This is a genomic window from Pseudomonas sp. GD03944, assembly GCF_029839275.1.
Classification (GTDB): Bacteria; Pseudomonadota; Gammaproteobacteria; order Pseudomonadales; family Pseudomonadaceae; genus Aquipseudomonas.
The window spans coordinates 213,095-239,335 of sequence record NZ_JAOCAH010000004.1 but is presented as its reverse complement, the minus strand read 5'-3'; the positions used below and the strand labels follow the sequence as shown (position 1 = coordinate 239,335).

Annotated in this window: 19 protein-coding genes; 4 read left to right on the top strand and 15 right to left on the bottom strand. The window is 66.9% G+C overall.

What is annotated here, in order from left to right:
• Window positions 1–36: 36 nt before the first annotated feature.
• The 6 genes from N5C28_RS09305 to N5C28_RS09280 form a co-directional block, all read right to left on the bottom strand.
• Window positions 37–1,992, bottom strand: a complete 1,956-nt coding sequence (locus N5C28_RS09305) for a PhoX family phosphatase (RefSeq protein ID WP_279821800.1) — start codon at window positions 1,990–1,992, stop codon at window positions 37–39.
• Between the two features lie 75 nt (window positions 1,993–2,067).
• Window positions 2,068–2,901, bottom strand: coding sequence for an energy transducer TonB (locus N5C28_RS09300; RefSeq protein WP_279821799.1), 834 nt, complete (start codon window positions 2,899–2,901; stop codon window positions 2,068–2,070).
• Complete coding sequence (tolR, locus tag N5C28_RS09295; RefSeq protein WP_279821798.1) at window positions 2,898–3,341, bottom strand: protein TolR; 444 nt, start codon at window positions 3,339–3,341, stop codon at window positions 2,898–2,900. Before tolR ends, N5C28_RS09300 begins: the two co-directional genes overlap by 4 nt.
• An 11-nt stretch (window positions 3,342–3,352) precedes the next feature.
• Entirely contained in the window at window positions 3,353–4,060 is a 708-nt protein-coding gene (gene tolQ, locus N5C28_RS09290) for a protein TolQ (RefSeq protein ID WP_279821797.1), read from the bottom strand.
• 81 nt (window positions 4,061–4,141) lie between these two features.
• Window positions 4,142–6,058, bottom strand: coding sequence for a phytase (locus tag N5C28_RS09285; protein ID WP_279821796.1), 1,917 nt, complete (start codon window positions 6,056–6,058; stop codon window positions 4,142–4,144).
• A 60-nt stretch (window positions 6,059–6,118) separates the two neighbouring features.
• Window positions 6,119–8,626, bottom strand: coding sequence for a TonB-dependent receptor (locus N5C28_RS09280; RefSeq protein ID WP_279821795.1), 2,508 nt, complete (start codon window positions 8,624–8,626; stop codon window positions 6,119–6,121).
• A 366-nt stretch (window positions 8,627–8,992) separates the two neighbouring features.
• Between N5C28_RS09280 and N5C28_RS09275 the strand changes: the two genes are divergently transcribed.
• The 3 genes from N5C28_RS09275 to N5C28_RS09265 all read left to right on the top strand — a co-directional run bounded on the left by N5C28_RS09275 (window position 8,993) and on the right by N5C28_RS09265 (window position 12,054).
• The gene (locus tag N5C28_RS09275; protein WP_279821794.1) at window positions 8,993–9,904 is read left to right on the top strand and encodes a GGDEF domain-containing protein; all 912 of its coding nucleotides are present in this window, start codon (window positions 8,993–8,995) and stop codon (window positions 9,902–9,904) included.
• A gap of 9 nt (window positions 9,905–9,913) precedes the next feature.
• The gene (locus tag N5C28_RS09270) at window positions 9,914–10,942 is read left to right on the top strand and encodes an AraC family transcriptional regulator (protein ID WP_279821793.1); all 1,029 of its coding nucleotides are present in this window, start codon (window positions 9,914–9,916) and stop codon (window positions 10,940–10,942) included.
• Between the two features lie 455 nt (window positions 10,943–11,397).
• Window positions 11,398–12,054 (top strand): endonuclease, encoded by a 657-nt coding sequence (locus N5C28_RS09265; RefSeq protein WP_279821792.1) that lies wholly within the window; start codon window positions 11,398–11,400, stop codon window positions 12,052–12,054.
• Between the two features lie 3 nt (window positions 12,055–12,057).
• Here N5C28_RS09265 and hutC read toward each other — a convergent pair whose 3' ends face one another.
• The 6 genes from hutC to hutI form a co-directional block, all read right to left on the bottom strand.
• The gene (gene hutC / locus N5C28_RS09260) at window positions 12,058–12,774 is read right to left on the bottom strand and encodes a histidine utilization repressor (protein ID WP_279821791.1); all 717 of its coding nucleotides are present in this window, start codon (window positions 12,772–12,774) and stop codon (window positions 12,058–12,060) included.
• A 192-nt stretch (window positions 12,775–12,966) separates the two neighbouring features.
• Window positions 12,967–14,502, bottom strand: coding sequence for a histidine ammonia-lyase (gene hutH, locus N5C28_RS09255; RefSeq protein WP_279821790.1), 1,536 nt, complete (start codon window positions 14,500–14,502; stop codon window positions 12,967–12,969).
• Between the two features lie 2 nt (window positions 14,503–14,504).
• Entirely contained in the window at window positions 14,505–16,181 is a 1,677-nt protein-coding gene (gene hutU / locus N5C28_RS09250) for a urocanate hydratase (protein WP_279821789.1), read from the bottom strand.
• A 50-nt stretch (window positions 16,182–16,231) separates the two neighbouring features.
• Window positions 16,232–17,557 carry a YjiH family protein gene (locus N5C28_RS09245; RefSeq protein WP_279821788.1) on the bottom strand — a complete coding sequence of 442 codons (1,326 nt, stop codon included), beginning with the start codon at window positions 17,555–17,557 and terminating at the stop codon, window positions 16,232–16,234.
• 118 nt (window positions 17,558–17,675) lie between these two features.
• Window positions 17,676–18,626 carry a formimidoylglutamase gene (gene hutG, locus N5C28_RS09240; RefSeq protein WP_279821787.1) on the bottom strand — a complete coding sequence of 317 codons (951 nt, stop codon included), beginning with the start codon at window positions 18,624–18,626 and terminating at the stop codon, window positions 17,676–17,678.
• Window positions 18,616–19,833 carry an imidazolonepropionase gene (hutI, locus tag N5C28_RS09235; RefSeq protein WP_279821785.1) on the bottom strand — a complete coding sequence of 406 codons (1,218 nt, stop codon included), beginning with the start codon at window positions 19,831–19,833 and terminating at the stop codon, window positions 18,616–18,618. The genes hutG and hutI overlap by 11 nt, the downstream gene beginning before the upstream one ends.
• A 225-nt stretch (window positions 19,834–20,058) precedes the next feature.
• Between hutI and N5C28_RS09230 the strand changes: the two genes are divergently transcribed.
• Complete coding sequence (locus tag N5C28_RS09230) at window positions 20,059–20,649, top strand: HutD family protein (RefSeq protein ID WP_279821784.1); 591 nt, start codon at window positions 20,059–20,061, stop codon at window positions 20,647–20,649.
• Window positions 20,650–20,816: 167 nt separating this feature from the next.
• On the opposite strand, the gene N5C28_RS09225 is transcribed toward N5C28_RS09230, so the two are convergent.
• The 3 genes from N5C28_RS09225 to N5C28_RS09215 form a co-directional block, all read right to left on the bottom strand.
• Complete coding sequence (locus N5C28_RS09225; RefSeq protein WP_279821782.1) at window positions 20,817–22,595, bottom strand: acyl-CoA dehydrogenase C-terminal domain-containing protein; 1,779 nt, start codon at window positions 22,593–22,595, stop codon at window positions 20,817–20,819.
• Window positions 22,596–22,762: 167 nt separating this feature from the next.
• The gene (locus tag N5C28_RS09220) at window positions 22,763–24,559 is read right to left on the bottom strand and encodes an acyl-CoA dehydrogenase C-terminal domain-containing protein (RefSeq protein WP_279821780.1); all 1,797 of its coding nucleotides are present in this window, start codon (window positions 24,557–24,559) and stop codon (window positions 22,763–22,765) included.
• Window positions 24,560–24,675: 116 nt separating this feature from the next.
• On the bottom strand, window positions 24,676–25,962 hold the full coding sequence (locus N5C28_RS09215) for a GGDEF domain-containing protein (protein WP_279821778.1): 1,287 nt from the start codon (window positions 25,960–25,962) through the stop codon (window positions 24,676–24,678).
• Window positions 25,963–26,241: the final 279 nt, after the last annotated feature.

Below are 26,241 nucleotides of genomic sequence, written 5' to 3'. Positions count from 1 at the left end.
CGCGGCTAAAGCCCCTCCTACAGTCCCTCGCCCCCCTCAACTGCCGATCACACCGCCATCGTTCTTGGTGATCATCATGGTGGTCGAGCGCGGGCGGCTCTTGCCGTCGCTGGCGGGGAAGCTCAGGGTCGGGTGCTGGATGTTCACCCACATCGTGCGGCCATCCGGGCTCCAGGCCAGGCCGGTGACTTCGCAGCCGCGCGGGCCGACCAAAAAGCGCCGCACCTCGCGGGTGCTGGGGTCGGCACACAGCAACTGGTTGCAGCCCATGGCCTGCATCGGCGCTTCCTTGTCCTCGTAGTCGGTCTGGATCCACAGGCGCCCGTTCTTGTCGAAGCCCAGGCCATCCGGCGAGGAAAACGCATCGCCGTTGATCGTGCCGACCAGGTTCGCCGGCACCGGCTTGCCGCTGGCGTCCCGCGCGCCCTTCGGCTCGCCGGCCAGCAGGAATAGCTCCCAGGTGAACGCCGTGGCCGTGGGCGCGCCGCCCTCCTCGTTGAAACGCAGGATCTGCCCGTGCAGGTTGTGTGGCCGTGGGTTGGCCTTGTCGGTGGGCACCTTGTCACCGCGCTGGTCGTTGTTGGTCAGGGTCACGTAGACCTCGCGGGTCGTGGGATGCACCGCCGCCCACTCCGGGCGGTCCATCGGCGTGGCACCGGCCTTGTCCGCCGCAGCGCGGGCGTTGAGCAGGATGTACGCCTGGCTGGCGAAACCGTTTTCGGCGGTCAGGCCGTGCTGCCCGTGCACCAGGGCCAGCCAGCGCCCGGAGCCGTCGGCATCGAAGCGCGCCACGTACAGGGTGCCCTCTTCCAGCAGTTCGCGGTTGGCGGCCGGATTCGCCGCGTCGAAACGGCCGGCGGGCACGAACTTGTAGATGTACTCGCCCTTGGCGTCGTCGCCGGAGTAGAAGGCCATGCGCCCGTCATCGGCCAGGCTGAGGGCCGCGCATTCGCGACCGAAACGGCCGAAAGCAGTGCGCTTGATCGGCTGCGCCTGCGGATCGAACGGGTCGATTTCCACCACCCAGCCGAAGCGGTTCGGCTCGTTCACGTAGCCGCCATGGGCCTGGGTGGCATCCGGCGTGGCGTCGAAGCGCGGGTCGGCGGTTTCCCAGGCGAAGTTCTTGCTGGTGCCGCGGGTGGCCAGCCCGTAGCGCTTGTGCGCCACGCGGCCGTCGTAGTCGGCCAGGTCGCGGTTGATGAAGTAGTTGTGCCAGTTCTCCTCGCAGGTGAGGAAGGTGCCCCAAGGCGTCATGCCGGTGGAGCAGTTGTTGATCGTGCCCAGCACCTCCAGGCCCTCGGGATCGGCGACGGTCTTCATCGCTTCATGCCCGGCCAAAGGCCCGGCGACGCGCATCGGCGTCAGCGCGCTGATCCGCCGGTTGTAGGGCGAGTCCATCACCCGCTGCCAGGCGCCGCTGGCGTCCTTGCGTACCTCGATCACCGACACGCCGTGGGCCGCCTGTTCCTTGCGCACCTCGGCCAGGGGCCGCGGCTTGCTCTGGTCGATGACGCTGCTCGGGTGCAGCGGCGGGTTGACGTACTCGTGGTTCATCACCAGCAGGCCCCGGTCGGTCTCGCCGTCGAAGGCGAAGAATTCCATGCCGTCATGGTTGTCGCCGGCCTGCTTGAGCTGGGCCTGCCAGTCATCGCTGGCATCCGGGTTCCACTGCGGCGCGCCGGCCTCCACCGGGTCGCCCCAGGAGAAGAACGGCGTGGCGCTGTAGCCGTCGGCCACCAGCACGCGGTCGAAGCCGGGATCGGTCTGCGGCGGCACCCCGGTGAAATTCAGCAGCGGGCTGGCACTGGCTGGGCGGCAGGCGGCGATCCCACCGCTGAGAAAACCCAGCGCCGCCAGGCTCAGCCCGCCCTTGATCAGGTGGCGCCGCGACGGGTTGAGCAGTTGCTCCAGGGGCGTGTTGCCGCTGGGGTTGATGGCGATGTCGTCGTGGGCTTCGAGGCGGTCGTGGAATTGCTGGTAATCGGCACTCATCGGGTGTTCTCGCAGAGGGTGGCACGACCCGTCCGGCAGCGCGAAGCGCGCCACCGGAGGGCCAGGCACAACGGGTTATTCGATGCGGTAGGTGAAGGTGTTTTTCACGTTGGGGACCGTGACCGCGCGGCCATCGATCACCCGAGGCTGGTAGCGGAAGGACTTGGCGGCGGTCAGCGACGGCCGGATGAACAGCGGGTGGCAGTCGCCCACCACCTCGGGGTTCTCCACGCGGCCCTGGGTGTTGACGCTGTAGCTCACGGTGCAGGTGCCTTCGATGCCCTTGTCCAGCGCGCGCTGCGGGTAGGCTGGCGCCTGCTTGGCGATCGGCAGGTACTGACGGCTGGCCGCTGCAGCGGCTTCTGCTTCACGGGCGGCCTGGGCAGCGGCCTGCTGGCGTTGCTGTTCGTCGCGCTGCACCTGCTGTTGACGTTCGTGTTCACGACGTTCGTGTTCACGACGTTCGTGTTCGCGGTGTTCGTGCTCACGACGCTCCTGCTCGCGCTGCCTGTCCTGCTCGCGCTTCTGCTGCTCGACGCGCTGGCGCTCCTGCTCGACCTTGCGTTCCTCCACGCGCTTGCGCGCCAGGGCCGCCTGTTCGAGTTTCTGTTGTTCGATACGCGGGTCGACGGGTTCAGGCTCCGGCGCAACCACCGGCGGCGCGGGTGGCTCGATCGGTGCGGGCGGTTCGATCACCGGTGCAGGTGCCGGCATCGTCATCAGTTGCATGCTGATCGTGCGGACTGCCGGCGGCGACGGGGTGTCCGTCACCCAGTTGGCCAGCAGCACCGCCAGCACCAGGCCGTGCAGCGCCAAGGCGATCCCGGCAGCCAGGAGGTTGCGCCCACACAGGGGCGGCAGGCTGGGCAGCTCGAACACGGCGCGCTCCTCCATCACCACGGCACTCACTGCGGCGCCTCGGTGATCAGGCCCAGGTTGCTCACCCCGCCCTGCTGCAGGGCGGCGATGCCGGCGACCACGGTGGCGTAGTCCGCCGCCTGGTCGGCCCGGATGTAGACCTGGGTGTCACCGCGCTCGGCGATGATCCGCGTGACCTCCGCGGTCATCGCCTCCAGGCCGACCGGCTCGTCGGTGCGGCGCTCGGCGTCCAGCTCGCTGCCCAGGTTCCAGTAATAGCGGCCGTCAGCCTGCACCGAGAGGGTGAGGATCTGCTGCTGGGTGTCGGTGGGCAGCGCTTCGCTGGCGACCTTGGGCAATTCGATCTTCACGCCCTGGGTGAGCATGGGCGCGGTGACCATGAAGATCACCAGCAGCACCAGCATCACGTCGATGTAGGGCACGACGTTCATTTCGGCCTTGGGGCCGTGCTTGCTCATCGGCTTGCGCATGACCGATCTCCTCAGGCCGCCACGCTGACGGGGCTGCTTGCGTGCAGCTTGCGGTGCAGGCGGGCCTGCAGTTCATTGCCGAAGCCGTAGTAGCGCGACGACAGGGTCGCGACCCGGGCACTGAAGCGGTTGTAGGCGATCACCGCGGGAATCGCCGCGAACAGGCCGATGGCCGTGGCGATCAGCGCCTCGGCGATGCCGGGGGCCACGGTGGAGAGCGTGGCCTGCTGCACCTGGGCCAGGCCGATGAAGGAGTTCATGATCCCCCACACGGTGCCGAACAGGCCGATGTACGGGCTGACCGAGCCGACCGTGGCGAGGAACGGCAGGCCCTTTTCCAGGCGTTCTTCCTGCTCGCTGATGGCCACCAGCAGGGTGCGCTCGACACCCTCGATCACCTGTTCGCCGGCAATGCCCGGCTCGCGCTTGAGCTGGGCGAACTCGTGGTAGCCGGCCTGGAAGATGTGCTGCAGGCCGGCGTCCTGGTCCACCCCGTCGGCACCGTCGCGGTACAGCTGCGCCAGGTCGCCGCCGCTACGAAAGCGACGCAGGAAGTCCTTCATCAGGCGCTCGCTGCGGCGCAGGATCAGGCCGCGCTGGATGATCAGGTACCAGCTGAGCAGGGAGGCCAGCAACAGGCTCAGCATCACGGCCTGAACCAGCAGGCTGGCATCGTTGACCAGGCCCCAGACCGTCATCTGTTCGTGGGAGGTGTGCATCGTCGACTCCTTGCTTGTCGCGCCAGGACCAAGTCCCTGGCGCTATTCGATTACGTTTGTGTTGCGGGTTGATGACCGTGGCTATTCCAGCCCCAGGGCCGCGCTGATCGCCGTCCAGGACAGGTACTTGTAGTTCTGCCGGTCCTCGGGCATGCGCTTGCGCCCGTCCTGCACCACCAGCATTCCCTGGTTCCAGGGGCCGCCCAGGTTGGCCGAAGTGACTTCCAGGCCGTCGGTTTCCGAGGCACCGTCGATGCCCAGCTCGGCGTTCAGGCCGATACGGAAGGCGCCGCGCACCGCGTAGGGCGCCTGGCCATCGAGCACCACGTAGCTGTCGTTACCCTGGCTGGAGATCACCAGGTAGTTGGCGGCGGCGCCGCGGTAGAAGGCCAGGCCTTCAATGTCGTCGTGCACCGTGTCGCCCACGCCGATCACCTTTTCCAGGGTCACCGGCGCATCGGCCCGGGCGCCCAGGGCCCACACCGCGACGTCTTCCTCGCCCACGAACAGGCGCTCGCCGGCGTCATCCGCCACGCAGCCTTCCGGCTGGCTGTCGACCTTGAACTGGCGCACCACCTGGCCTTTGACCTGGCCGTCGGCAGCACTCAGGCGGTACTGCAGGAAGGTGCCGTCCTTGTCGTTGGGGATCGCGTAGATCGCGCCCTCGGCGTCCTTGAACATGCACAGGCCGTAGATCTCGCTGAGCGGCGTCGGCACCTGGCCGATGTCACGCACGTCGCCGCTCTGCCGCTCGATGGCGAACAGGTGCAGGCTGTTGTGATCGCGGTTGCTGGCCACGGCCAGGTCGACCTGCTGCCCCGCCAGGTCGAAACCGGCGCGCACGTCGACGTTGTTCAGGCGCCCCACCGGCAGGCTCTGCAGCTCGTTGCCGGCCAGGTCGTAGACCAGCAGGCCGCCCTGCTTGTCGGTGGCCAGCACGCGGCTCGCCTCGGGTGTTTGTGGGTTGACCCAGATCGCCGGGTCATCGGCGGCATCGCCCAGGCTGGGGACCACGTCGGTCTGCACCAGCGCCGGCAGGATCGGCAGCGGCGTGCTCGGAGTCGGCGCCTTGGGCAGCCAGCTCAGCGCGCCCTGGTGCAAGCCGTCATCATCGCGCAGCAGCAAGTCGACACCGTCGGCACTGGCACGAACGCTGAGGCCTTCCGGCTCGTTCAGCCCGGCCAGGTGCAGCACCGGTTCGGCCTGCCAGGTGCGGCCGTCGCGCCGGTAGCGGTGCAGGTTGCCGCTGGCCGGGTCCAGCGCCAGCACGCCGCCGGGCACCAGCGCCACGCCGGCCAGGGCCTGGTCGATGTCGCCGAAGGGTTTCACCAGGCCCACCGGGTAACGCACCAGGTCGGCTTCGTCGTGGGCCTCGTAGGCCCAGAGGCCGACGGTTTCCTCGTTGACGTAGAGCAGCTCGGCGTCGTCGTCCACCTGGCAGTACTCGCTGGCCGGCGGCAGGCTCAGGCTGCGCACGCGCTGCGGTTTGGCCAGGGGCACTTCACGGTGCGCCACCAGCCACTGCTCGCCGAGGCCCTCCTCGCCCACCAGGAACACGAAGGCGTTGTCCGCCGCATCGCGGTACAGGCACAGGCCGTCGATCTTGAAGGCCGGCTGCGGCAGGTACTGCGGGGTGCTCCAGGTACCGTTGGCCAAGTTGACCGCCATGGCTTGCTGGCGGTCGACGTCCAGGGCGGCGACCAGCAGGCCGCCGGCGCCGACACGGTGATCGATGCTGCCGAAGGTACCGGCCAGGTGAGCGCGGGTGGCGCCCTTGCCGTCCTGCACGAACAGCCCCTGTTTCTCGCTGCTCAGCAGGCGCTCGCTGCCCGGCAGGAAGCTGTCGCCGGCCAGCCATTGCGCGGCCTCGACCTGCAGGTGGGTGGCGCGGGTGTCCGCCGCCGGGGTCAGTGCGCCCTGGCGCGCGCCGCTGTCCTGGCTCTGGCAGGCCGCCAGGGCGAAGAGGCTGGCGAGCAGCAGGTGGTGATGTTTCAACATGATCGAATGAGTCCTCGAGCCGGCCCGCCGTCACGCACGACGGCAGGCGGTTGCCGCTGGTCAGAAGTGGGTGAAGGTCAGGCCGAGCTTGTAGGTCGGGCCGTACTCTTCGTACTGGGCGTTGTAGGCGTGGCGCCCGGTGTAGACGTAGTAGGACTCGTCCGTCAGGTTCTGCGCCTGGAAGGTCAGCTGCAGGCCCGGGGTGAGGAAGTAGCCGGCGCTGAAGTCGACGAACAGCTGGTCGTCGGCGTACAGGTCGTGGGCCTTGTCGTTGGCCGGGGCCACTTCGGCCAGGTAGTCCGACTTGTAGTTGGCGGAAATGCGCAGGCTGAGTTTTTCGTTTTCCCAGCCGAGCATCAGGTTGCCGACCGTGTCGGACTGGTTCGGCAGGTCGATGTCGCGGCTCACGCCCTGGCCGGTGATGCTCGCGTCGGAGCGGCTGAAGGTGGCGTTGGCGCCCACCAGCAGGCCGTTCCAGGGTGCCGGCAGCCAGTCGAGCTTCTGCGAGTAGGCCAGCTCCAGGCCGTACAGCTTGGCGCTGTCGCCGTTGGCGTAGGTGTTCGCCTCACTGAAGCCCACCCAGTCGCCGGTACCAGCCAGGTCGGTGTTGTAGACGAAGCTGTCGATGTCCTTGTAGAACAGGAAGGCCGACACCACGCCTGCACGGCCCATGTAGTGCTCGATGCCGAGGTCGACATTCATCGACTCCAGCGGGTCGAGGTCCGGGTTGCCGAAGCTGGCTTCGTCACCGTCGATGGCGAAGCCCGGCGCCAGCTGGCCGAAGGTCGGACGCACCACGGTGTTGGTCCAGGCCGCGCGCAGCTGCGTACTGTCGTTGAGCTGGTAGCGCGCATGCAGGCCCGGCAGCCAGTGGTCGTAGCGCTTGTCGCTCTCGGTGGATTCGTACACGCCGTCGCGGATACCGGTGCCCTTGGCCTTGAACTCGGTGCCCTCGTAGCGCAGGCCGGCGATGAAGCGCCAGTCGTCGATGTCGATGCTGTTCATGAAGTAGGCGGCGTTGATGTCTTCGCTCATGTCGAAGTCGTTCACCCGCGACTCTTCTTCGTTGTAGAAATCATCCCGGTTGAGGCCGCTCAGCAGGCGCTTGATCGCCTTGTCGCTGATGCCCGGACCATAGTGGCCGAGGTTGTAGTCCACCGGCCCCTTGACGAAGTTGCCCAGGTTGCGGTCGTCGTCGGAGAGGCCGAAGGTGTCGAGGTCCTCGAAGGTCCAGACTTCCAGGTCGTTGTCCTTCTCGCGGCGGCTGAGCTTGCCGCCGAACTTGGCCTGGGCGGCGTAGCCGGACAGGTCGTAGTCGCGGGCCAGGTCGAGCTTGATGTTCTTCTCGGTGTCGGTGGTCTTCTGCTTTTCCAGGTCGACGCTGTCGAGGGTGAAGTTGCTCGGGTCGTAGAACGCCGGGTCGGCCTGCAGGCGCGGCTTCTTGCCGCCGCTGAAACCGACGTTGGTGAAGTCGTCGTTGCCTTCGAACACCGCACCGGCGATGCCTTCCGGGCTCTTTTCGCTGGAGCGGCTGTAGCCGGCCTGGGCACCGATGGTCCACAGGCCGATCATGCGCTCGCCACCGAACACGTAGGACTGCACTTCCTGCAGCTCTTCGCGGCTCTTCAGCTCGCGGTAGCCCTCGGCGTCGCCGAGCTCGCCGGCCTGCTGCGGCGCGGCGAATTCGACGCCCGCGGCATTGCGTGTCTCGGTGTCCTTGTAGCGGCTGTAGAGGGTACGCAGGTAGTAGCTGGAGAAGTCGTCGGGCTTGTAGTCGAAGTTCAGCCCGAAGCCGCTGCGCTCGCGGGTGATCATGTAGTCGCGCAGTTCCATTTCCCGCAGCCGGGCGGCGTCGTCGAAGTCCCAGGCGCCGCCGGTCTCGACGTTGTCGGAGCCGAAGTCGCGCTCCTGCCAGCTCAGGGCAGCGGCCACGCCAAAGTTGTCCACGCCGTCGCCGACGCTGAAGCGGTTGCTGATCGCGCCGGACAGTTTGGGGCTGCTCTGGTCGGTGTTGTCGTCGTAGCTGCCTTCAACGCTGCCGGTGTAGAACAGGCCGTCGTGGTCGAAGGCCGAGAGGCTTTCCACCTCCACGGTGCCGCCCAGGGAGTTGGCGTCCATGTCCGGGGTCAGGGATTTGACCACGGTCAGCGACTGCACCAGCTCGGAGGGCAGTACGTCGAGGGCCACGGCGCGGCGGTCGCTTTCCGGCGACGGCACCAGGGTGCCGTTGATGGTGACGCTGTTGAGGTCCGGGGCGATGCCGCGCACGCTGACGAAACGGCCCTCGCCCTGGTCGCGCTCGACCGACAGGCCGGGAATCCGCTGCAGGGCCTCGGCGGCGTTGTCATCCGGCAGCTGGCCGATGCCGTCGGCATGCACCACGCTTTCCACGTTGTCCGAACTGCGTTGCTCCTTGAGCGCCTTGTCGATGCTCACGGCCTGGCCGACCACCTCGACGTGCTCGGTCGCCGGCTCGTTGCCCAGCGCCACGCCGCTGGTGGCAATCGCCAACGCCAGCAGACTGATCCGGCTCCCCGCATACCCCATCACCTGTCTACGCACCGCCATCGCTTACCCTCCCCAGGAGTCGTCCGGCCAACCGTCTTGGCCGGTAATGTGGGGTGGCACGCTAGGCAGGGCCGATGACGCTTCTGTGACAGCACCGCCGCCACACGCGCAAAACGCCCCTGCCAGGCGGCCTGCACGGCACCGATTGAGCCAAAATGACCTGCTGCCGGGCGGCGCCACACGCACGCGCTGAACAGCACCGACCCGCACCCACCGGCTGCGCCCAACGGGGCGGCAGGCGCCGTGTCGGGCGGCCGAAAAAAGTCCGCAACTGGCCTGAGCTGATTCGACCTCCCGGGCTGCAAACAAAGCGTCACATCCATCTGCTGAGCTGGCCGCCATGACTGCCAATGGGCCCTGCACACCATGTCCGCACAGCTGAGACTGCACATCTGGAAAATCGCCGGCCTGCTGCTGGTGGCCAACTTCGGCCTGCTCCTGCACCTGGCCGCCGGCGACCTGAAGACCTGGGCCGAGCTGAACTGGACCGATATCGTCGGTGAAGGCGGTTCGGCGGTGCTGGTGCTGATCTGGATCGGCCTGCTGCTCAAGGTGCGGCCCGCCGGGCGGGTCACGTCCCTGCTGTTCTTCGGCCTGGCCTGCCTGTTCTTCTCGCTGTACATGGACTCGGTGGACGAGTTCGTGCGTCTGCCGGAGAGCGTGAATTGGGACAAATGGCTGGAATCGGGACCGATGCCGGTGGGCTTCATCCTGATGACCCTGGGCATCTACCACTGGCACCGCGAGCAGCAGGCGATCAACCAGCAGATGGAAAAGCGCGAGCGGCTGTTCCGCGAGCACCGCCTGTTCGACAAGATCACCTCGCTGGGTGCCGCCGACTACCTGCGCCTGCAGTTGCAGCAGGCGCTGCAGGAGTCGATCAGCGAGCAGACGCCACTGTCGCTGGTGATCCTCGACCTGGACGACTTCAGCACGATCAACCGCCAGTACGGCCACGCCGAGGGCGACCGGGTGCTGCAGATCCTTACCCAGTTGCTGCTGCTCAACCTGCGCCGCCAGGACCTGCTCTGCCGCCTGGCCGGCGACCGCTTCGTGGCCCTGCTGCCGCATACCGGGGAAAGCCAGGCACGCCTGCTCGCGGAGGAACTGCGCGCCGCCGTGGCGCACCTCGCCTACCGCACCAGCCAGCACGGCGAGCGCCTGCGCCTGAGCGCCAGCGTGGCGGTGGCCATGGCTGTGCAGGACACCCCGGAAAGCTTGCTGCAGCGCCTCAACCTGGCGCTGGCGCGGGCCAAGCAGCCTGCCCGTGCGGCCTGAGGTGCAGCCATGAACCTGCCCTGGTACGAGTGCGACACCCGCTTCATCGCGGCCCATTACCAGCCCGCCACGCTGATCGACCTGGCCCTCAGCCGCGAGGTCGACAGCCATCGCCTGCTGCGCGGCACCGGCCTGTTCCACGATGACATCCTGGCCGGCCAGCTGCGCATCAGCGCCCAGCAGTTCATCCGCCTGATCGACAACAGCCAGCGCGAGCTGGCGGCCGACGACAGCAGCTTCCTGTTCGGCCAGCGCCTGCTGCCCGGCCACTACGACGCCGCCAGCCATGCCCTGCGCCACGCCGGCAGCCTGTACGACGCGCTGACCCTGCTGGTGCGCCAGCGTGCCGTGCTCAGCCCGCTGCTGGCGCCGCGGCTGCTGGTGGACGAGCAGCACGCCTACCTCTACTGGCTGGACGCCTGCGGCGCCGGCGAGCAGCAACGCTTCCTGGTGGAAGCCAGCATGACCGCGGTCAGTGCCGCCAGCCGCTGGCTGTCCGGCGAGCGCCTGCCCTGGCACTACCAGTTCATCCACGCCAAGCCGCGCTACATCGAACAGTACTGGCTCAACCTCGGGGAGCACGTGCAGTTCGAACGCCAGGTGAATGTGATGAGCATCGCCCGCGACTACCTGCATCGCCCGTGGCCCCAGGCGTCCGCCACGGTCAGCCGGGTGGCGCAGCAGAACGCCGAGGAGCAGCAGCGGGAACTCGGGGTGCAGGCCAGCCTGCTCGACCACCTGTACGACCACCTGCAGTCGAACATCCGCCAGCCGTTGCAGCTGGAGGCCGTGGCCCTGGCCTTCGACATGAGCCCGGCCACCCTCAAGCGCAAGCTGCAGAAACACGGCACGCATTTCCAGGAGCAGCTGGACCTGGCGCGCAAGCACGTGGCGTTGTACCTGTACCAGGTGAAGGGCTACAGCAACGAGGAAGTGGCGAGCTACCTGCAGTTCCACGACACCACCAATTTCCGGCGGTCGTTCAAGCGCTGGACCGGTTTCTCACCCAGCGCGCTGCTGCAGTTGCTCGGCAATTAGCCGGGAAAAAACGAAGGGAAGGGCATTTCGGGAAGCGGAAAAAAGAAAACCCCGCTTTAAGCGGGGTCTTTGCAGACTGAGTCCTGACATCCTTGATCTGCACACCGTCCTGGTGGCTGTCCAGCGTATCCCTGGTGGTTTGTTTGCGCTTCCTGCGCGACGTCCATGGCGTGAAGATTACGCCCACGTTCCATGGGGCAATAGTGGCAATTGGCAACACCTTTTGTAAGCCAAAGCTTACAACCCGCCCCGGGTGGGGATTCCAGCGAAGCGGCTGATGTCGCATCGCCACATGTGCCGCGGGCTGCAGCCGCTCAACAGGCCTTGAAGCTCTCTAGGACAGGGGCCAGGCGCCAGTGGGGCCACTGCTTTATTTTGTGACGCACGTCTTGCTAGACTCCGGTTGTCCTACAAAAACAACAGACCTCGCCCAGCGACGGTCAACGGGGCCCAGCATGCGCACAACCGTACTTGCCATCGGTTGCCTGGCAACCAGTCTCAGCCTCTCCTGCCTGGCCGCCGGCCAGAACCAGATCCCCGACGCCAAGGCCAGCGCCCAGCTGTTCTGGAGCCAGCTCTACGCCGGTGGCGGTACCTCGCTGTACTGCGGCAAACCCTTCGAGGGCGAAGGTGGCCTGTTCACCATCAGCCCGGTCTACAGCAGCAAGCAGTTGAAGCAATCGCTGCGTTGCATCACCGACCGCCAGTGCACCATCATGAACCCGCGCTACCCGCTGATCACCGCCGACCTGCACAACCACTACCCGGCCCTCACCCGCGTCGAACTGGCGCGGCGCAACGCCCAGTTCGGCGACCTGGACGACAGCGTGCCGAGCAAATTCGACGACATCGGCTGCGACATGAAAGCCAGCTTCCAGCTGGTCGAGTCCCGCGACGAGGCCAAGGGCAACGTTGCCCGGGCGATCTTCTACATGCACGTGGAATACGACCTGCCGATCCCGGGCCAGGTGCAGATGTACAAGCAATGGCACCAGATGGACCCGCCGGATGCCGAGGAAAAGACCCGCAATGACCGGATCGAGAGCCTGCAGGGCACCCGCAACCGTTTCATCGACGACCCGGCGCTGGTCGATCAGCTGATTGCCAACTGAGGGTCAGCCGCGCCGCCGGTTGAGGGTGGAGCGCAGCTTGTAGCGGGTACCGGGGTGCGTCAGGCGGGCGTAGCTCACCAGGTGCTCGTCGGACCAGGTGCGGCGGATCATGCTCAGGCACGGCGCGGTGCAGTCGATGTCCAGCCAGTCGGCGGTCTGCCGATCCACCAGAATCGCTTCCACCACGTGCTCGACATCGGAGATCGGGCACGTGGCGACCAGCACTTCGTTGGGCGTCTGCCGGGTGAAGTCGGTCTGCAGGTAATCCGGAACCCAGCGCGGGTTGACGAAGCGGTCTTCCAACTGGATCGGCACACCGTTCTCTCGGTGCACCAGCACCGTGTGGAACACCTCCGTGCCCAGGCGCACCCCCAGGCGCAGCGCCACTTCGTCGTCGGCCTCGATGGCTTCGCAACGGATCACGTCATTGCTGTATTCATGGCCACGGCCGCGCACTTCGCTGGCGATGTTCAGCACTTCGTGCAGCGAGGACTCGGCCTTGCGGTCGGTGACGAAAGTGCCCAGCCCGGCCTGGCGCATCAGGTAGCCCTGCTGCACCAGGTCGCGAATCGCCTTGTTGGCGGTCATGCGGCTGACGCCGAAATCCCGGGCCAGTTGTTCCTCGGGCGGTATCTGGTGATTGACCGGGTAGGCGCCACTCTGGATGCGTTCGAGGAGAAAGGCCTCGATCGCCTTGTAGCGCGGGGTTGTGCTGGTCACTGCGGCTCCTTGGGATTCACCCGATGCGCGAATGATACATCAGCCACATGGCTGACCTCGCAGAAGCCCCGTCTCGGGGCGCGGCTCCTACAGCGTAGGGTGGGCAAACGCTTTACCTGCCCACCGTTGCCAGACACCACACGGTGGACAAGCTTCGCGTTGCCCACCCTACCAACACGGGCCGGCGCTCACCTACAGCAGTGACGGTAGCAACCCGCTCGGCAGCAGCGGGGTCAGCACACGCTCGGCGAGCAGGGCCGTGGCCGCCTCGATGTCGGGGGCGAAGAAGCGGTCCTCGACGTAGTACGGCACCTGCTCACGCAGGGTCTGGCGGGCCTGCTCCAGGCGCGCCGAGCTCTTCAGACCTTCGCGGAAATCCAGGCCCTGGCAGGCCCCCAGCCATTCGATGGCCAGCACGCCGCGGGTGTTGGCGGCCATTTCCCACAGGCGCTTGCCGGCGGCCGGGGCCATCGACACATGGTCTTCCTGGTTGGCCGACGTCGGCAGGCTGTCGACGCTGTGCGGGTGGGACAACGCCTTGTTCTCGCTGGCCAGGGCCGCCGCCGTGACCTGGGCGATCATGAAGCCGGAGTTGACCCCGCCATTGGCCACCAGGAACGGCGGCAACTGCGACATGTGCTTGTCCATCATCAGCGAGATGCGCCGCTCGCTCAGCGCGCCGATCTCGGCAATCGCCAGGGCCAGGTTGTCGGCGGCCATGGCCACCGGCTCGGCGTGGAAGTTGCCGCCGGAGATCACCTCGCCTTCTTCGGCGAACACCAGCGGGTTGTCGGAAACGGCATTGGCCTCGATCCCCAGCACCTCGGCGGCCTGGCGCAACTGGGTCAGGCAGGCGCCCATCACCTGGGGCTGACAGCGCAGGGAGTACGGGTCCTGCACCTTGTCGCAGGCCTGGTGGGAACGCCCCACTTCGCTACTGGCCTCGAGCAGGTGACGGTAAGCGGCCGCCGCGTCGATCTGACCGCGCTGGCCGCGGGCGGCATGGATGCGTGCATCGAACGGCGCCCGCGAGCCCAGGGCCGCTTCCACCGTGAGTCCGCCGCAGACGGTAGCCGCGGCGAACAGGTCTTCGGCCTCGAACAGCCCGCGCAGGGCATAGGCGGTGGACACCTGGGTGCCGTTGAGCAGCGCCAGCCCTTCCTTGGCCGCCAGGGTCAGCGGCTCCAGACCGGCGACCGCCAGGGCTTCGCTGGCCGGCAGCCATTGCCCGCGGTGACGGGCCTGGCCTTCGCCGAGCAGCACCAGCGACATGTGCGCCAGCGGCGCCAGGTCACCGGACGCCCCCACCGAGCCCTTGAGCGGAATGTGCGGGTAGACCTCGGCATTGATCAGCGCCAGCAGCGCGTCGATCACCACCCGGCGGATGCCGGAGAAGCCACGGGCCAGGCTGTTGACCTTGAGCAGCATGATCAGCCGCACCATGGCGTCGTCCAGCGGCTCGCCGAAGCCGGCGGCGTGGGACAGCACCAGCGAGCGCTGCAGTTTTTCCAGGTCGTGGCTGGCGATCCGCGTCGAGGCCAGCAGGCCGAAACCGGTGTTGATGCCGTAGGCGGTACGGTCCTCGTCGAGGATGCGCTGCACGCAGGCCACGCTGCGCTCGATGGCGGCCCCGGCCGTGGCATCCAGCTCCACCCGCAGCGGCTGCTGGTAGGCACTGCGCAGCTGGCTCAGGCTCAGCTGGCCGGGCTGCAGAATCAGTGAGGTCATGGTCAGGCTCCTTTGCCTGGGTTGATCATCGGCAGGTCGAGGCCCTGTTCATGGGCGCAGTCGACGGCGATTTCGTAGCCGGCGTCAGCGTGGCGCATCACACCGGTGCCCGGGTCGTTGCGCAGGACCCGGCCCAGGCGAGCATGAGCCTCGGGCGTGCCGTCGGCAACGATCACCACGCCGGAGTGCTGCGAATAGCCCATGCCCACGCCGCCGCCATGGTGCAGCGAGACCCAGGTGGCGCCACCGGCGGTGTTCAGCAGGGCGTTGAGCAGCGGCCAGTCGGACACCGCGTCGGAGCCGTCGCGCATGCTTTCGGTTTCGCGGTTGGGGCTGGCCACCGAGCCGGAATCCAGGTGGTCGCGGCCGATCACGATCGGCGCCTTCAGCTCGCCATCGGCCACCATCTGGTTGAAGGCCTGGGCCAGCCGCGCGCGGTCCTTCAGGCCGACCCAGCAGATACGCGCCGGCAGGCCCTGGAAGCTGATGCGCTCACGGGCCATGTCCAGCCAGTTGTGCAGGTGCGCATCGTCCGGGATCAGTTCCTTGACCTTGGCGTCGGTCTTGTAGATGTCCTCCGGGTCACCGGACAGGGCAACCCAGCGGAACGGACCGATGCCCTGGCAGAACAGCGGGCGGATGTAGGCCGGGACGAAACCGGGGAAGTCGAAGGCGTTGTCCACCCCCTCCTCCAGGGCCATCTGGCGGATGTTGTTGCCGTAGTCGAAGGTCGGCACGCCCATCTGCTGGAACGCCAGCATGGCCTGCACGTGCTCGGCCATGGACTGCTTGGCCGCCTTGACCACCGCCTCCGGCGCGGTCTGCGCGCGGTCGCGGTACTGCTCCCAGGTCCAGCCCTTGGGCAGGTAGCCGTTGAGCGGGTCGTGGGCGCTGGTCTGGTCGGTGACCATGTCCGGGCGCACGCCACGGCGCACCAGTTCCGGCAGCACCTCGGCGGCGTTGCCGCACAGGGCGATGGACACGGCCTTGCCCTCGGCGGTGTAGCGGGCGATGCGCGCCAGGGCGTCGTCGAGGTCCGTGGCCTGCTCGTCGACGTAGCGGGTCTTGAGGCGGAAATCGATGCGCGACTGCTGGCATTCGATGTTCAGCGAGCAGGCGCCGGCCAGGCTCGCGGCCAGGGGCTGGGCGCCGCCCATGCCGCCGAGGCCGGCGGTCAGCACCCAGCGGCCCTTGAGGCTGCCGCCGTAGTGCTGGCGACCGGCTTCGACGAAGGTTTCGTAGGTGCCCTGGACGATGCCCTGGCTGCCGATGTAGATCCAGCTGCCGGCGGTCATCTGCCCGTACATGGCCAGGCCCTTGGCATCCAACTCGTTGAAGTGCTCCCAGGTGGCCCAGTGCGGCACCAGGTTGGAGTTGGCCAGCAGCACCCGCGGCGCATCCCTGTGGGTTTCGAACACACCGACCGGCTTGCCGGACTGGATCAGCAGGGTCTGGTTGTCTTCCAGGCGGGTCAGCACCTCGACGATCTTGTCGTAGCACGCCCAGTTGCGTGCGGCGCGGCCGATGCCACCGTAGACCACCAGCTCGTTGGGGTTCTCGGCCACCTCGGGGTCGAGGTTGTTCATCAGCATGCGCAGCGGCGCTTCGGTCAGCCAGCTCTTGGCGGTCAGCGTGGTGCCACGGGGGGCGCGGATTTCGGTATCACGGAAAAGGCTCATGGCAGGCTCCTGCGAATGATCGGAAAAGGGGGTGGGTATCGGGCGCTGCATCAGAGCCAGCCCAGGTATTGCGCCAGGTAGCCCAGCGGGATGCTGAACACCAGGCTGAAGAAGGTGCGCTGCAACCAGACCAGCAACAGGTCGCGGAGGCTGAGTGGAATGCGCGTGGCGAGCACGCAGGGAATCGAGGCGGAGAGGAACAGCACGCTGCTCACCGACACGATGGCGACCACGAATTTGACGAGCGTGTCGGCGTCCTTGAGCAGCATGGCTGGCAGGAACATTTCCGCCAGACCGGATGCCACGGCGCCCGCCACCTGCATCGGCTGCTCCAGGCCGAACAGCCAGGTCACCGGGTAGAACAGAACGCCAATGGCGTCGAACAGCGGCGTGTATTTGGCGGCGAGCAGGCCCAGCAGCCCCACCGCCAGGATGCTCGGCAGGATGGCCGCGGTCATTCGCAGGCCATCGACGAACGTCTCGCGCAGCGCACTGAGCAACGAAGGCGCCTGGGCGGCCTGGTCCAACCCGGCCTGCCAGGCCGTGGCGATCCGGCTTTCACCGGCACGCAACGGCGGCTCGGCGCGGCTCTCGGACGGCAGGCGCGACAGCGGATAGATCCGCGCACTGACGGCCGTCACGCTGAACGTCACCAGCATCGCGCCCCAGAAGTACAGGTTCCACACCTCCATCAACCCGAGGGATTTGGCGATGATCACCATGAACGGTGCCGACACGGTGGAGAAGCCGGTGGCGATGATCGCCGCCTCGCGCACGCTGTAATGGCCCTGCTGGTACATGCGGTCGGTGATCAGCAGGCCGACCGAATAACTGCCGACGAACGAGGCCACCGCGTCGATCGCCGACTTGCCCGGCGTGCGCCAGATCGGGCGCATCACCGGCTGCATCAGCACGCCGACCAGTTCGAGCAGGCCGAAGCCGATCAGGAACACCAGCGCCAGCGCCCCCAGCGGCACGATCAGGGCCAGGCTCAGGACCAGCTTGTCGAACAGGAACGGCAGCATATCCGGCTGGTAGAGCGCCGCCGGCCCCACGCCGAACAGGTAGGCCACCCCGATCACCAGGCCGAGGACCTTGAGGCCGCTGAAAACCAGGCGCGTGGTGTCGCCCCGCCAGCTACCGCTCAGCCAGGGCTGCAGCGCGCCGTAAAGCATGAACAGCAAGGCAATGCCGATGACCAGCGGCCGTGCATGGACCTGGAGGGCGCTGGCCGCGTGGTCGAGGAGAATCGTCGATTGCCCGGCGATTTCGAACGGCACGAAGAACAGCACCAGCCCGATCAGGCTATAGCCCAGCAGGCGCAGCAGGGCACGCCTCGGGGATACGCGAACGGTGAGAGGCAGCGATTCAGACATGGCGGGCCTCCAGGGTGAAGCCGGACAGCGGACGGACGCCAGGGACGACGAGACGAGACAGCATGGGACGGGTTCCTCTGGATTTATTGTTGTCAGGGAAACGGGGCGAGGGGCTCGGTCAGCCGCTCAGGGTCAGCAGGTGCACCAGTCGCGCGGCCACCCGCGCGGTACGGTTGTCGATGTCGTGTTCGGGGTTGAGCTCGGCCAGGTCCACCAGGCGCAGCTTGCCGCTGTCGCGCACCCGTTCCAGCAGCGGTTCGAGCAGCGCCAGCGGCACGCCCCGCGCGGCCGGCGCGCTGACGCCCGGCGCCTCGCAGGCCGGCAGCACGTCGATGTCGATGGTCAGGTAGATCGCGTCGCAGCCAGCAAGGAAGGCCCCCAGCTCATGGCTGATGTCGAGCAGGCTGGACTCGCGGATTTCATGGTCCTCGCGCACCAGCACATCCAGCTCCGCGGCCCGCTGGAACAGGGCGCGGGTGTTGCTGGCGCGGCTGACCCCGAGGCAGGCATAGAGGAACGGCCAGCCCCGGGCGGCGCACTGCTCGGCGATCTGCGCGAACGGCGTGCCGGAGGAGTGCGCATGGGCCGGATCACGCAGGTCGAAATGCGCGTCGAAGTTGATGATGCCAATTCGAGGGACGGCCGCCTCGGCGCTCGCCGCCCTGTGCTCGGCGATACCCAGCCAACTGCCATAGGCCACCTCGTGACCACCGCCCAGTACCACCGGCAGATGGCCGGCGTCGAGCACGGCGCACACCTGGCGGCAGAGGCGCGCCTGGGCGCCCTCCAGGTCACTGTCGGCACAGACCACGTCGCCGCTGTCATAGGCCGGCCCCTGGCGGTGCCAGGCCAGGTTGGCCAGGGCCTTGCGAATAGCCAGCGGCGCTGCGGCAGCACCCACACGCCCGTGGTTGCGGCGCACGCCTTCATCGCTGGCGAAACCGATCAGCGCCACCCCCGGCGGGCTGTCACTGTGCAGGGGCTGGATGCGCTGGTGCCAGCGGGCGCTGTCCGGTTCGGGGTCGGTGCGACCCTGCCAGCAGGACATGTCGTGACGATCAACGCCCATGGCTGAGCACTCCATTGAAGACGCGCTGACGCAGGCGACCCGGCTGCACGGCGTAGGCCAGCTCGGCCGGCTGCTGCACCGCCCACAGGCACAGGTCGGCGGGGCTGCCGACCGCGATACGGCCGGCATCCGGCAACCCGAGGGCCTGGGCAGCGTGACGGGTCATGCCCGCCAGCGCCTCACGTGGCGTGAGGCGGAACAGGGTGCAGGCCAAGTTGAGCATCAGCGTGGGGAAACAGATCGGCGACGTGCCGGGGTTGGCGTCGCTGGCCAGGGCCATGGGCACCTGGTACTGCCGCAGCAGCTCGATGGGTGGCAGGCGGGTTTCGCGCAGAGTATGGAACGCGCCGGGCAGCAAGGTGGCGACAGTGCCGGCCTCGGCCATGGCGCGCACACCGTCTTCGTCGAGCCACTCGATATGGTCCGCCGACAGCGCCCCATAGCGCGCGCCCAAGGCGCTGGCGCCCTGGTTGGACAACTGCTCGGCATGCACCTTGATGCCCAGGCCGTGGCGCTGCGCCGCCTGGAACACCCGCTCGCACTGGGCCGGGGTGAAGGCAATGTTCTCGCAGAACACGTCTACCGCATCCGCCAGGCCTTCGTTGGCGGCCGCAGGAATCATCGCCTCGCACACCAGGTCGATGTAGCCGTCGCTGTTTCCGGTGAACTCCGGAGGCAGCGCATGGGCGCCCAGCAGGGTGGTCACGACCCGTACCGGCGCCTCCTTACCAAGGCGCCGGGCCACGCGCAGCATCTTCAGTTCATCGGCCACGGTCAGGCCGTAGCCGGACTTGATTTCCACCGTGGTCACGCCATCGGCCATCAGGGCGTCGAGGCGCGGCAGGGCCTGGTCAAGCAACTGCGCTTCGCTGGCCGCCCGGGTTGCCCGCACGGTGCTGATGATGCCGCCACCGGCCTGGGCGATTTCCGCATAGCTCGCCCCTTCCAGGCGCCGCTCGAATTCATCGGCACGCTGGCCCGCGAACACCAGGTGGGTGTGGCAATCCACCAGACCCGGTGTCATCACCCCGCCCCTGCCCGCCTCGGTTGCCCGTGGCGCATGGCGCGGATCGAACGTGTTGTCGGGCCACAGGCCCGTCACCCGCCCGCCTTCGACCAGCACGGCCATGGGCTCGGGCAGCACCGCCAGACCGTCGAACACGGTCACGTCACGCCATAGCAGGCTGGGTTGCTGGAGGTGAGACATGAGCAAGGCTCCTGATCGAATATGTATATACAATAAGAATGACATCGATCACCGTCAACCCGCTGATGCGCAGAAAGTGTCTTGCCCTCCACACGCCAAGGTTTGTGAGCGAGTCGTAAAACCCAGCAAAAATCCTCTGGCACGGGAATACTGGGCCGACGAATCGGTAGCCTCGCCTGACGGCATTATGTATATACAATAAATCGAATCCACGACGAGACACCCATGAGCCAGCGCCTGATCGACCTTGCCACGACACCCTGCATGCCCTGGAAAAACGGCGGCGGTGAAACCCGGGAACTGGCCATCGAGCCGGCGGGCGCCGCGCTGGATGCGTTCGAATGGCGCATCAGCAGCGCACGGGTGACGGCGCCCGGCGGGTTTTCCAGCTTTCCGGGGATCGATCGCAGCCTGGTGCTGCTGGACGGCGCCGGCCTGGGCCTGGTGGCCGGAGACGGCCCGGCCTTCATTCTGGCGGCCGACAGCCAGCCCTGGCGGTTCGCCGGCGAAGAACCGGTGCACGCCGAACCGCTGAACGGCGCGGTCACCGACTTCAATGTCATGACCCGCCGCGACACTTGGCGCCACGCGTTGCAACACGTTCACCTGATGAGCGCTCAGCACCTGGCGCAGAGTGCCGACGCGGTGTTCATCTTCTGCCAGGACGGCGTGCTGAACGCCGTGATCGGCAGCGGCACCCCGATCCGCCTGGGAGCGGGACAAAGCCTGCTGCTGCAGGATGAACATCGCCCCGTCGAGCTGCACCCAGCGCCCGAGGCGCAGGTCTACCTGGTGCACCTGTACCGGATCACCTAGCGCGGTGCGCCATGGTGGATCGGTGAAGCGTGATCCACCCTACGGGACGGCGTGATCCTGTAGGAGCGGCCTTGGCCGCGAGCTTGTGTTGTTCGGGTCCATCGCCTGACGCTCAGGCATAAAAAAGCCCCGCACGAGGCGGGGCTTTTTGACCGAGCGAGAGGCCGTCAGAACTGCGAGGCGTCCAGCAGGTACAGGCTTTCGCTACCGGCCTTGACCGACGCGCTCAGCGAGTGGATGCGCGGCAGGATGCGGGCGAAGTAGAAGCGCGCGGTGCCCAGCTTGCTGGCGTAGAAGTCGTCCTGACCTTCCTTGCCCAGGGCGGTGCGCGCCATCAGGGCCCACATGTAGGCGTAGGCGGTGTAGCCGAACACATGCAGGTACTCGACCGAGGCCGCGCCGATTTCGTTCGGGTTGGACTTGGCGCGCTCCAGCAGGTCAGCGGTCATCTGCTCCAGGTTGGCGATGGCGGCTTTCAGCGGCTCGACGAACTCGGCCAGGGAGGCATCGGCACTGTCGGTGAAGGCCTTGATCTCGTCAGCGAAGTGCTTGTAGTACGCGCCGCCGCTGCCGACGACCTTGCGGCCCACCAGGTCCAGGGCCTGGATGCCGTTGGTGCCTTCGTAGATCTGGGTGATGCGGCAGTCGCGCACCAGCTGCTCCTGCCCCCACTCGCGAATGAAACCGTGGCCGCCGAAAATCTGCTGGCCGTGCACCGTGGTTTCCAGGCCGAGGTCAGTCAGGAACGCCTTGGCCACCGGGGTCAGCAGCGCCACCAGTTCTTCGGCGCGCTTGCGGGTGGTCGGGTCTTCGCTGAACTTGGCGGTGTCCAGTTGCATGGCCACGTAGCTGGAGAAGGCGCGACCGCCCTCGTTCAGCGACTTCATGGTCAGCAGCATGCGGCGCACGTCCGGGTGCACGATGATCGGGTCGGCGGCCTTGTCCTTGGCCACCGGACCGGTCGGTGCACGGCTCTGGATACGCTCGCGGGCGTATTCGATGGCGCTCTGGTAGGAGCGCTCGCCGGTGGACAGGCCCTGGATGCCAACACCCAGGCGCTCGTAGTTCATCATGGTGAACATGGCGGCCAGGCCCTTGTTCGGCGCATCGACGATCCAGCCGGTGGCGCCGTCGAAGTTCATCACGCAGGTGGCCGACGCCTTGATGCCCATCTTGTGTTCGATCGAGCCGCAGGACAGCGCATTGTGCTCGCCCAGGGATCCGTCGGCATTGACCATGAACTTCGGCACCAGGAACAGCGAGATGCCCTTCGGACCCGCTGGAGCGTCCGGCAGCTTGGCCAACACTAGGTGGATGATGTTCTCGGTCAGGTCGTGCTCGCCGCCGGTGATGAAGATCTTGGTGCCGCTGATTTTGTAGCTACCGTCGGCCTGGGGCTCGGCCTTGGTGCGGATGATGCCCAGGTCGGTACCGGCATGGGGTTCGGTCAGGCACATGGAACCGGCCCACACGCCGGCGTACATGTTCGGCAGGTACTTCTCTTTCAGCTCTTCGCTGGCGTGGGCGTTGATCGACAGGCAGGCGCCGGCAGTCAGCATCGGGTACAGGCCGAAGGACAGGTTGGCCGAGTTGACCATTTCCTCGACCTGGGCCGAGATCACCTTGGGCATGCCCATGCCGCCGAAGCGCGGGTCACCGCCCACGCCGACCCAGCCGCCGTCGGCATAGGCCTGGTAGGCCTCGGGGAAACCGGCCGGTGTCTTCACCGTGCCATCGGCCCAGGAGCAGCCTTCTTCGTCGCCGCTGCGGTTAAGCGGTGCGACGACCCCCGCGGTGATCTTGCCGGCTTCTTCGAGGATGGCATTGGCGGTGTCTTCGTCCACCACTTCAGCCAGAGCTGGCAGCTCGGCCCACAGCTTGGAAACTTCGAACACTTCGTTGAGCACGAAGCGCATGTCGCGCAGGGGGGCTTTGTAGTCGGCCATTGGAACGATCCTCGAACGAAACGGGTTTACGGCAAGGCCTGGAGTTTAACCGAACAACTTTTAAGACACATAGGGTCGCGTTGTGACCATATAGCCACGGAAAGTTTACAGATCGTTGAAACAAAAAGGCCCGCCAAATGGCGGGCCTTCGACACGATGACCGCTCGTCAGAGACCGAAGTGCTCGGCCGGCAATCCCATCAGGCAATCACTCCCCGCTTCCGCCGCCGCCAGGTGAGCGGCGGTGCGCGGCAGCAGGCGCTTGAAGTAGAACGCACAGGTCGCCAGCTTGGCCTGGTAGAACGCGGCATCGCCCGCCCCGTCGTCCAGTTTCTGCTGGGCCACCACCGCCATGCGCAACCAGAAGTAGGCCAGGGTGACGTAGCCGGAGAACATCAGGTAATCCACCGAGGCAGCGCCGACTTCGTCCGGGTTCTTCATGGCGGCCATGCCGATTGCCTGGGTCAGGTCGCCCCACTGGCGGTTCAGCGTCGCCAGTTGCGCCACCTGCTCCTTGAGCTGCGGGTGCTCACCCTGGGCTTCGCAGAATTTATGCACGATCTTGGTGAAGCCGCGCAGCAGCTTGCCCTGGCTGCCGAGCACCTTGCGCCCCAGCAGGTCCAGCGCCTGGATGCCGTTGGTGCCTTCGTAGATCTGGGCGATGCGGCAGTCGCGCACCAGCTGCTCCATGCCCCACTCGCGGATATAACCGTGGCCGCCGAACACCTGCATGCCGAGGTTGGTCACCTCCTGGCCGGTCTCGGTCATGAACGCCTTGCAGATCGGCGTCAGCAGGGCCAGCAGGTTGTCCGCCTCTTCACGCTGCTCGGCGCTGTCAGCGCGGTGGGCCTGGTCGATCAGCTGCGCGGTGAAGTACGCCAGGGCGCGGTTGCCCTCGTTGAAGGCTTTCATGGTCAGCAGCATGCGGCGCACATCGGGGTGCACGATGATCGGGTCGGCGGCCTTGTCCGGCGCCTTCGGCCCGGTCAGCGAGCGCATCTGCAGGCGGTCGTTGGCGTAGCGCAGCGCACCCTGGAAGCTGGTTTCCCCCAGGCACAGGCCCTGCATCCCGGTGCCCAGGCGCGCGTGGTTCATCATGGTGAACATGCAGTTCAGGCCCTTGTTGGCCTCGCCGATCAGGAAGCCCGTGGCGCCGTCGAAGTTGATCACGCAGGTGGCCGAGGCCTTGATGCCCATCTTGTGTTCGATGGAGCCGCAGCTCACACCATTGCGGGCACCGGCCTGGCCGTCGCTGCCGGGCAGGAACTTGGGCACGATGAACAGCGAGATGCCCTTGGTGCCCGCCGGTGCGTCCGGCAGCTTGGCCAGCACCAGGTGCACGATGTTCTCGCTCATGTCGTGCTCGCCGGCGGAGATGAATATCTTGGTACCGCTGATCGCGTAGCTGCCGTCGGCCTGGGGCACCGCGCGGGTCTTGATGATGCCCAGGTCGGTGCCGCATTGCGGCTCGGTCAGGCACATGGTGCCGGTCCAGCGGCCTTCGGTGAGTTGGGTCAGGTAGGTCTGTTTCTGCTCTTCGGTGCCGTGGGCATGGATCGCCGACATCGCGCCGTGGGTCAGGCCCGGGTACATGCCCCAGGAGGTGTTGCTGGCACCGACCATTTCGGCGATCAGCAGGCCCAGGGAATGGGGCAGGCCCTGACCGCCATAGGCGGGATCGGCGGCCAGGCCGTTCCAGCCGCCCTCGACGTACTGGGCGAAGGCTTCCTTGAAGCCCTTGGGCGTGGTCACCACGCCATTGTCGAAACGGCATTCCTCTTCGTCGCCGGAGCGGTTGAGCGGCGCCAGTACCTGCTCGCAGAACTTGGCGCCCTCCTCCAGGATCGCGCTGACCATGTCGGGGGTCGCATCCGTGGCACCCAGCGCGGCGTAGCTGGCGTGGAAGTCGAAGACGTCATCGATGAGGAAGCGCGTGTCGCGCATCGGGGCCTTGTACTCGGGCATGGTCACTCTCCGTCGGCGGGTGCGCAGGGCGCGGCTCAAAGGGCCACGCTACTGCTGCTGCCGGAGGTGCCACAACGACCCTGTCCCTGCTGAATGCGCTGCCATAAGCCAGCGCGTCAGCGCTGGCCCGCCAGCTTCACCGCCCCGCGCTTCTGACCGTGGCTGCGCACGCAGTTGCGCCCGGCACTCTTGGCGCTGTAGAGCGCCTGGTCGGCGGCCTTGATCACCTGCTCGGTGGTGCTGCGCTCGTGGTCGCGCTCGGCCACGCCGATGCTGATGGTCACCGACACCTGGGCGGCGCCCGATTGCCCGCGACGCTGGCGGCCCTGCTTGTCGTTCTGCGGGCGCTGCTGCTTGTCACGCAACTGCAGCTGGTAGCTCTCCACCGCCTGGCGCACCACTTCCAGGTGCGGCAGGCACTCTTCGATGGTCTTGCCGGGAAAGACCATCGTGAATTCCTCACCGCCGTAGCGGTAAGCCTTGCCGCCGCCACCGATCTTGCGCAGGCGGCTGGCGACCAGGCGCAGCACCTGGTCGCCAACATCGTGGCCATGGGTGTCGTTGAATTTCTTGAAGTGATCGACGTCGGCCATGGCGATCACGTAGTTGCGCCCCAGGCGCTGCAGGCGCTCGTTCAGCGCACGGCGCCCCGGCAGACCGGTGAGCTCGTCGCGGAAGGCCATCTGGTAGGCCTCGTGGGCCACCGCGGCGACCAGCATCAGCATCACCATGCTGCACATCACATGCAGCGCATGGGCCTGGGTGAAGACCTGGGGCAACACCCAGAGCACGCCGAGCAGCCCCAGCAACTGCGCCGCATGCAGCGGCCGCGGCGCACGCAGGTACTGCACCAGCAACAACAGGAACGCCAGGGAGAACAGCGGATACGCCAACTGCACCAGACTCATCCACGCACCGTGCAGCGCCGGCCAGCGCACCACCGACACCCAGTGCAACAGCGCATCGGGATAACGCTGCGCCAGACCGACGGCCACCGCACCGATCGCCAGCAGCACGGCGCCCCGGGCGATCAGGTCCTGAACCAGGTGGGTACGCTCCTGCCAGGCGGCGTACAGCCCATACAGCAGCGGCAGCAGTAGGCTGCACAGGTGAAAGACCAGCGCCGTGTCGTCACGCACCCGACCGCTCTCGCGGTAGTGGTCGGCATGGGTATCGAGGATGAAGTAGCCCAGGTACAGGACCACCAACAGGAACAGCTCGCGCTGCCGCCCGTAGACCAGGCAGAACAGACCGCCGAGCAGCAGCAACAGGGTCGGCAGGACGTTGAACAGCGAGGTGAAGAATTCGTTGAGACCCGGCAGGCTGGCAGTCGCCACCGCGCCGCCGAGCAATGCCAGCGACGGCAGGAAATGGCTGAGGCGCACGGCAGCAAAGCGCGACAAGACAAGCTCCAGGCAAACGGGTCCGAACCAGGCTGGCATTCTGCCTGTATCGTGCCGATTACGCACCGCTTCATCGCGCAAAATGCGCAGTAATCAACGTGTCGATCACCGGTGTCGGCCGGTGGCCCGGCCACACCGTAGAAGATGCACGCCAGGCGAGGTACGCGGATGGCGCTTTCGTAGGAGCGGGCTTGCCCGCGAGCTCTTTCCACGGGACACCTGCGGCGTCACGAACAGCCGAGAAGCTCGCGGCCAAGGCCCCTCCTACGGGAATTGCAG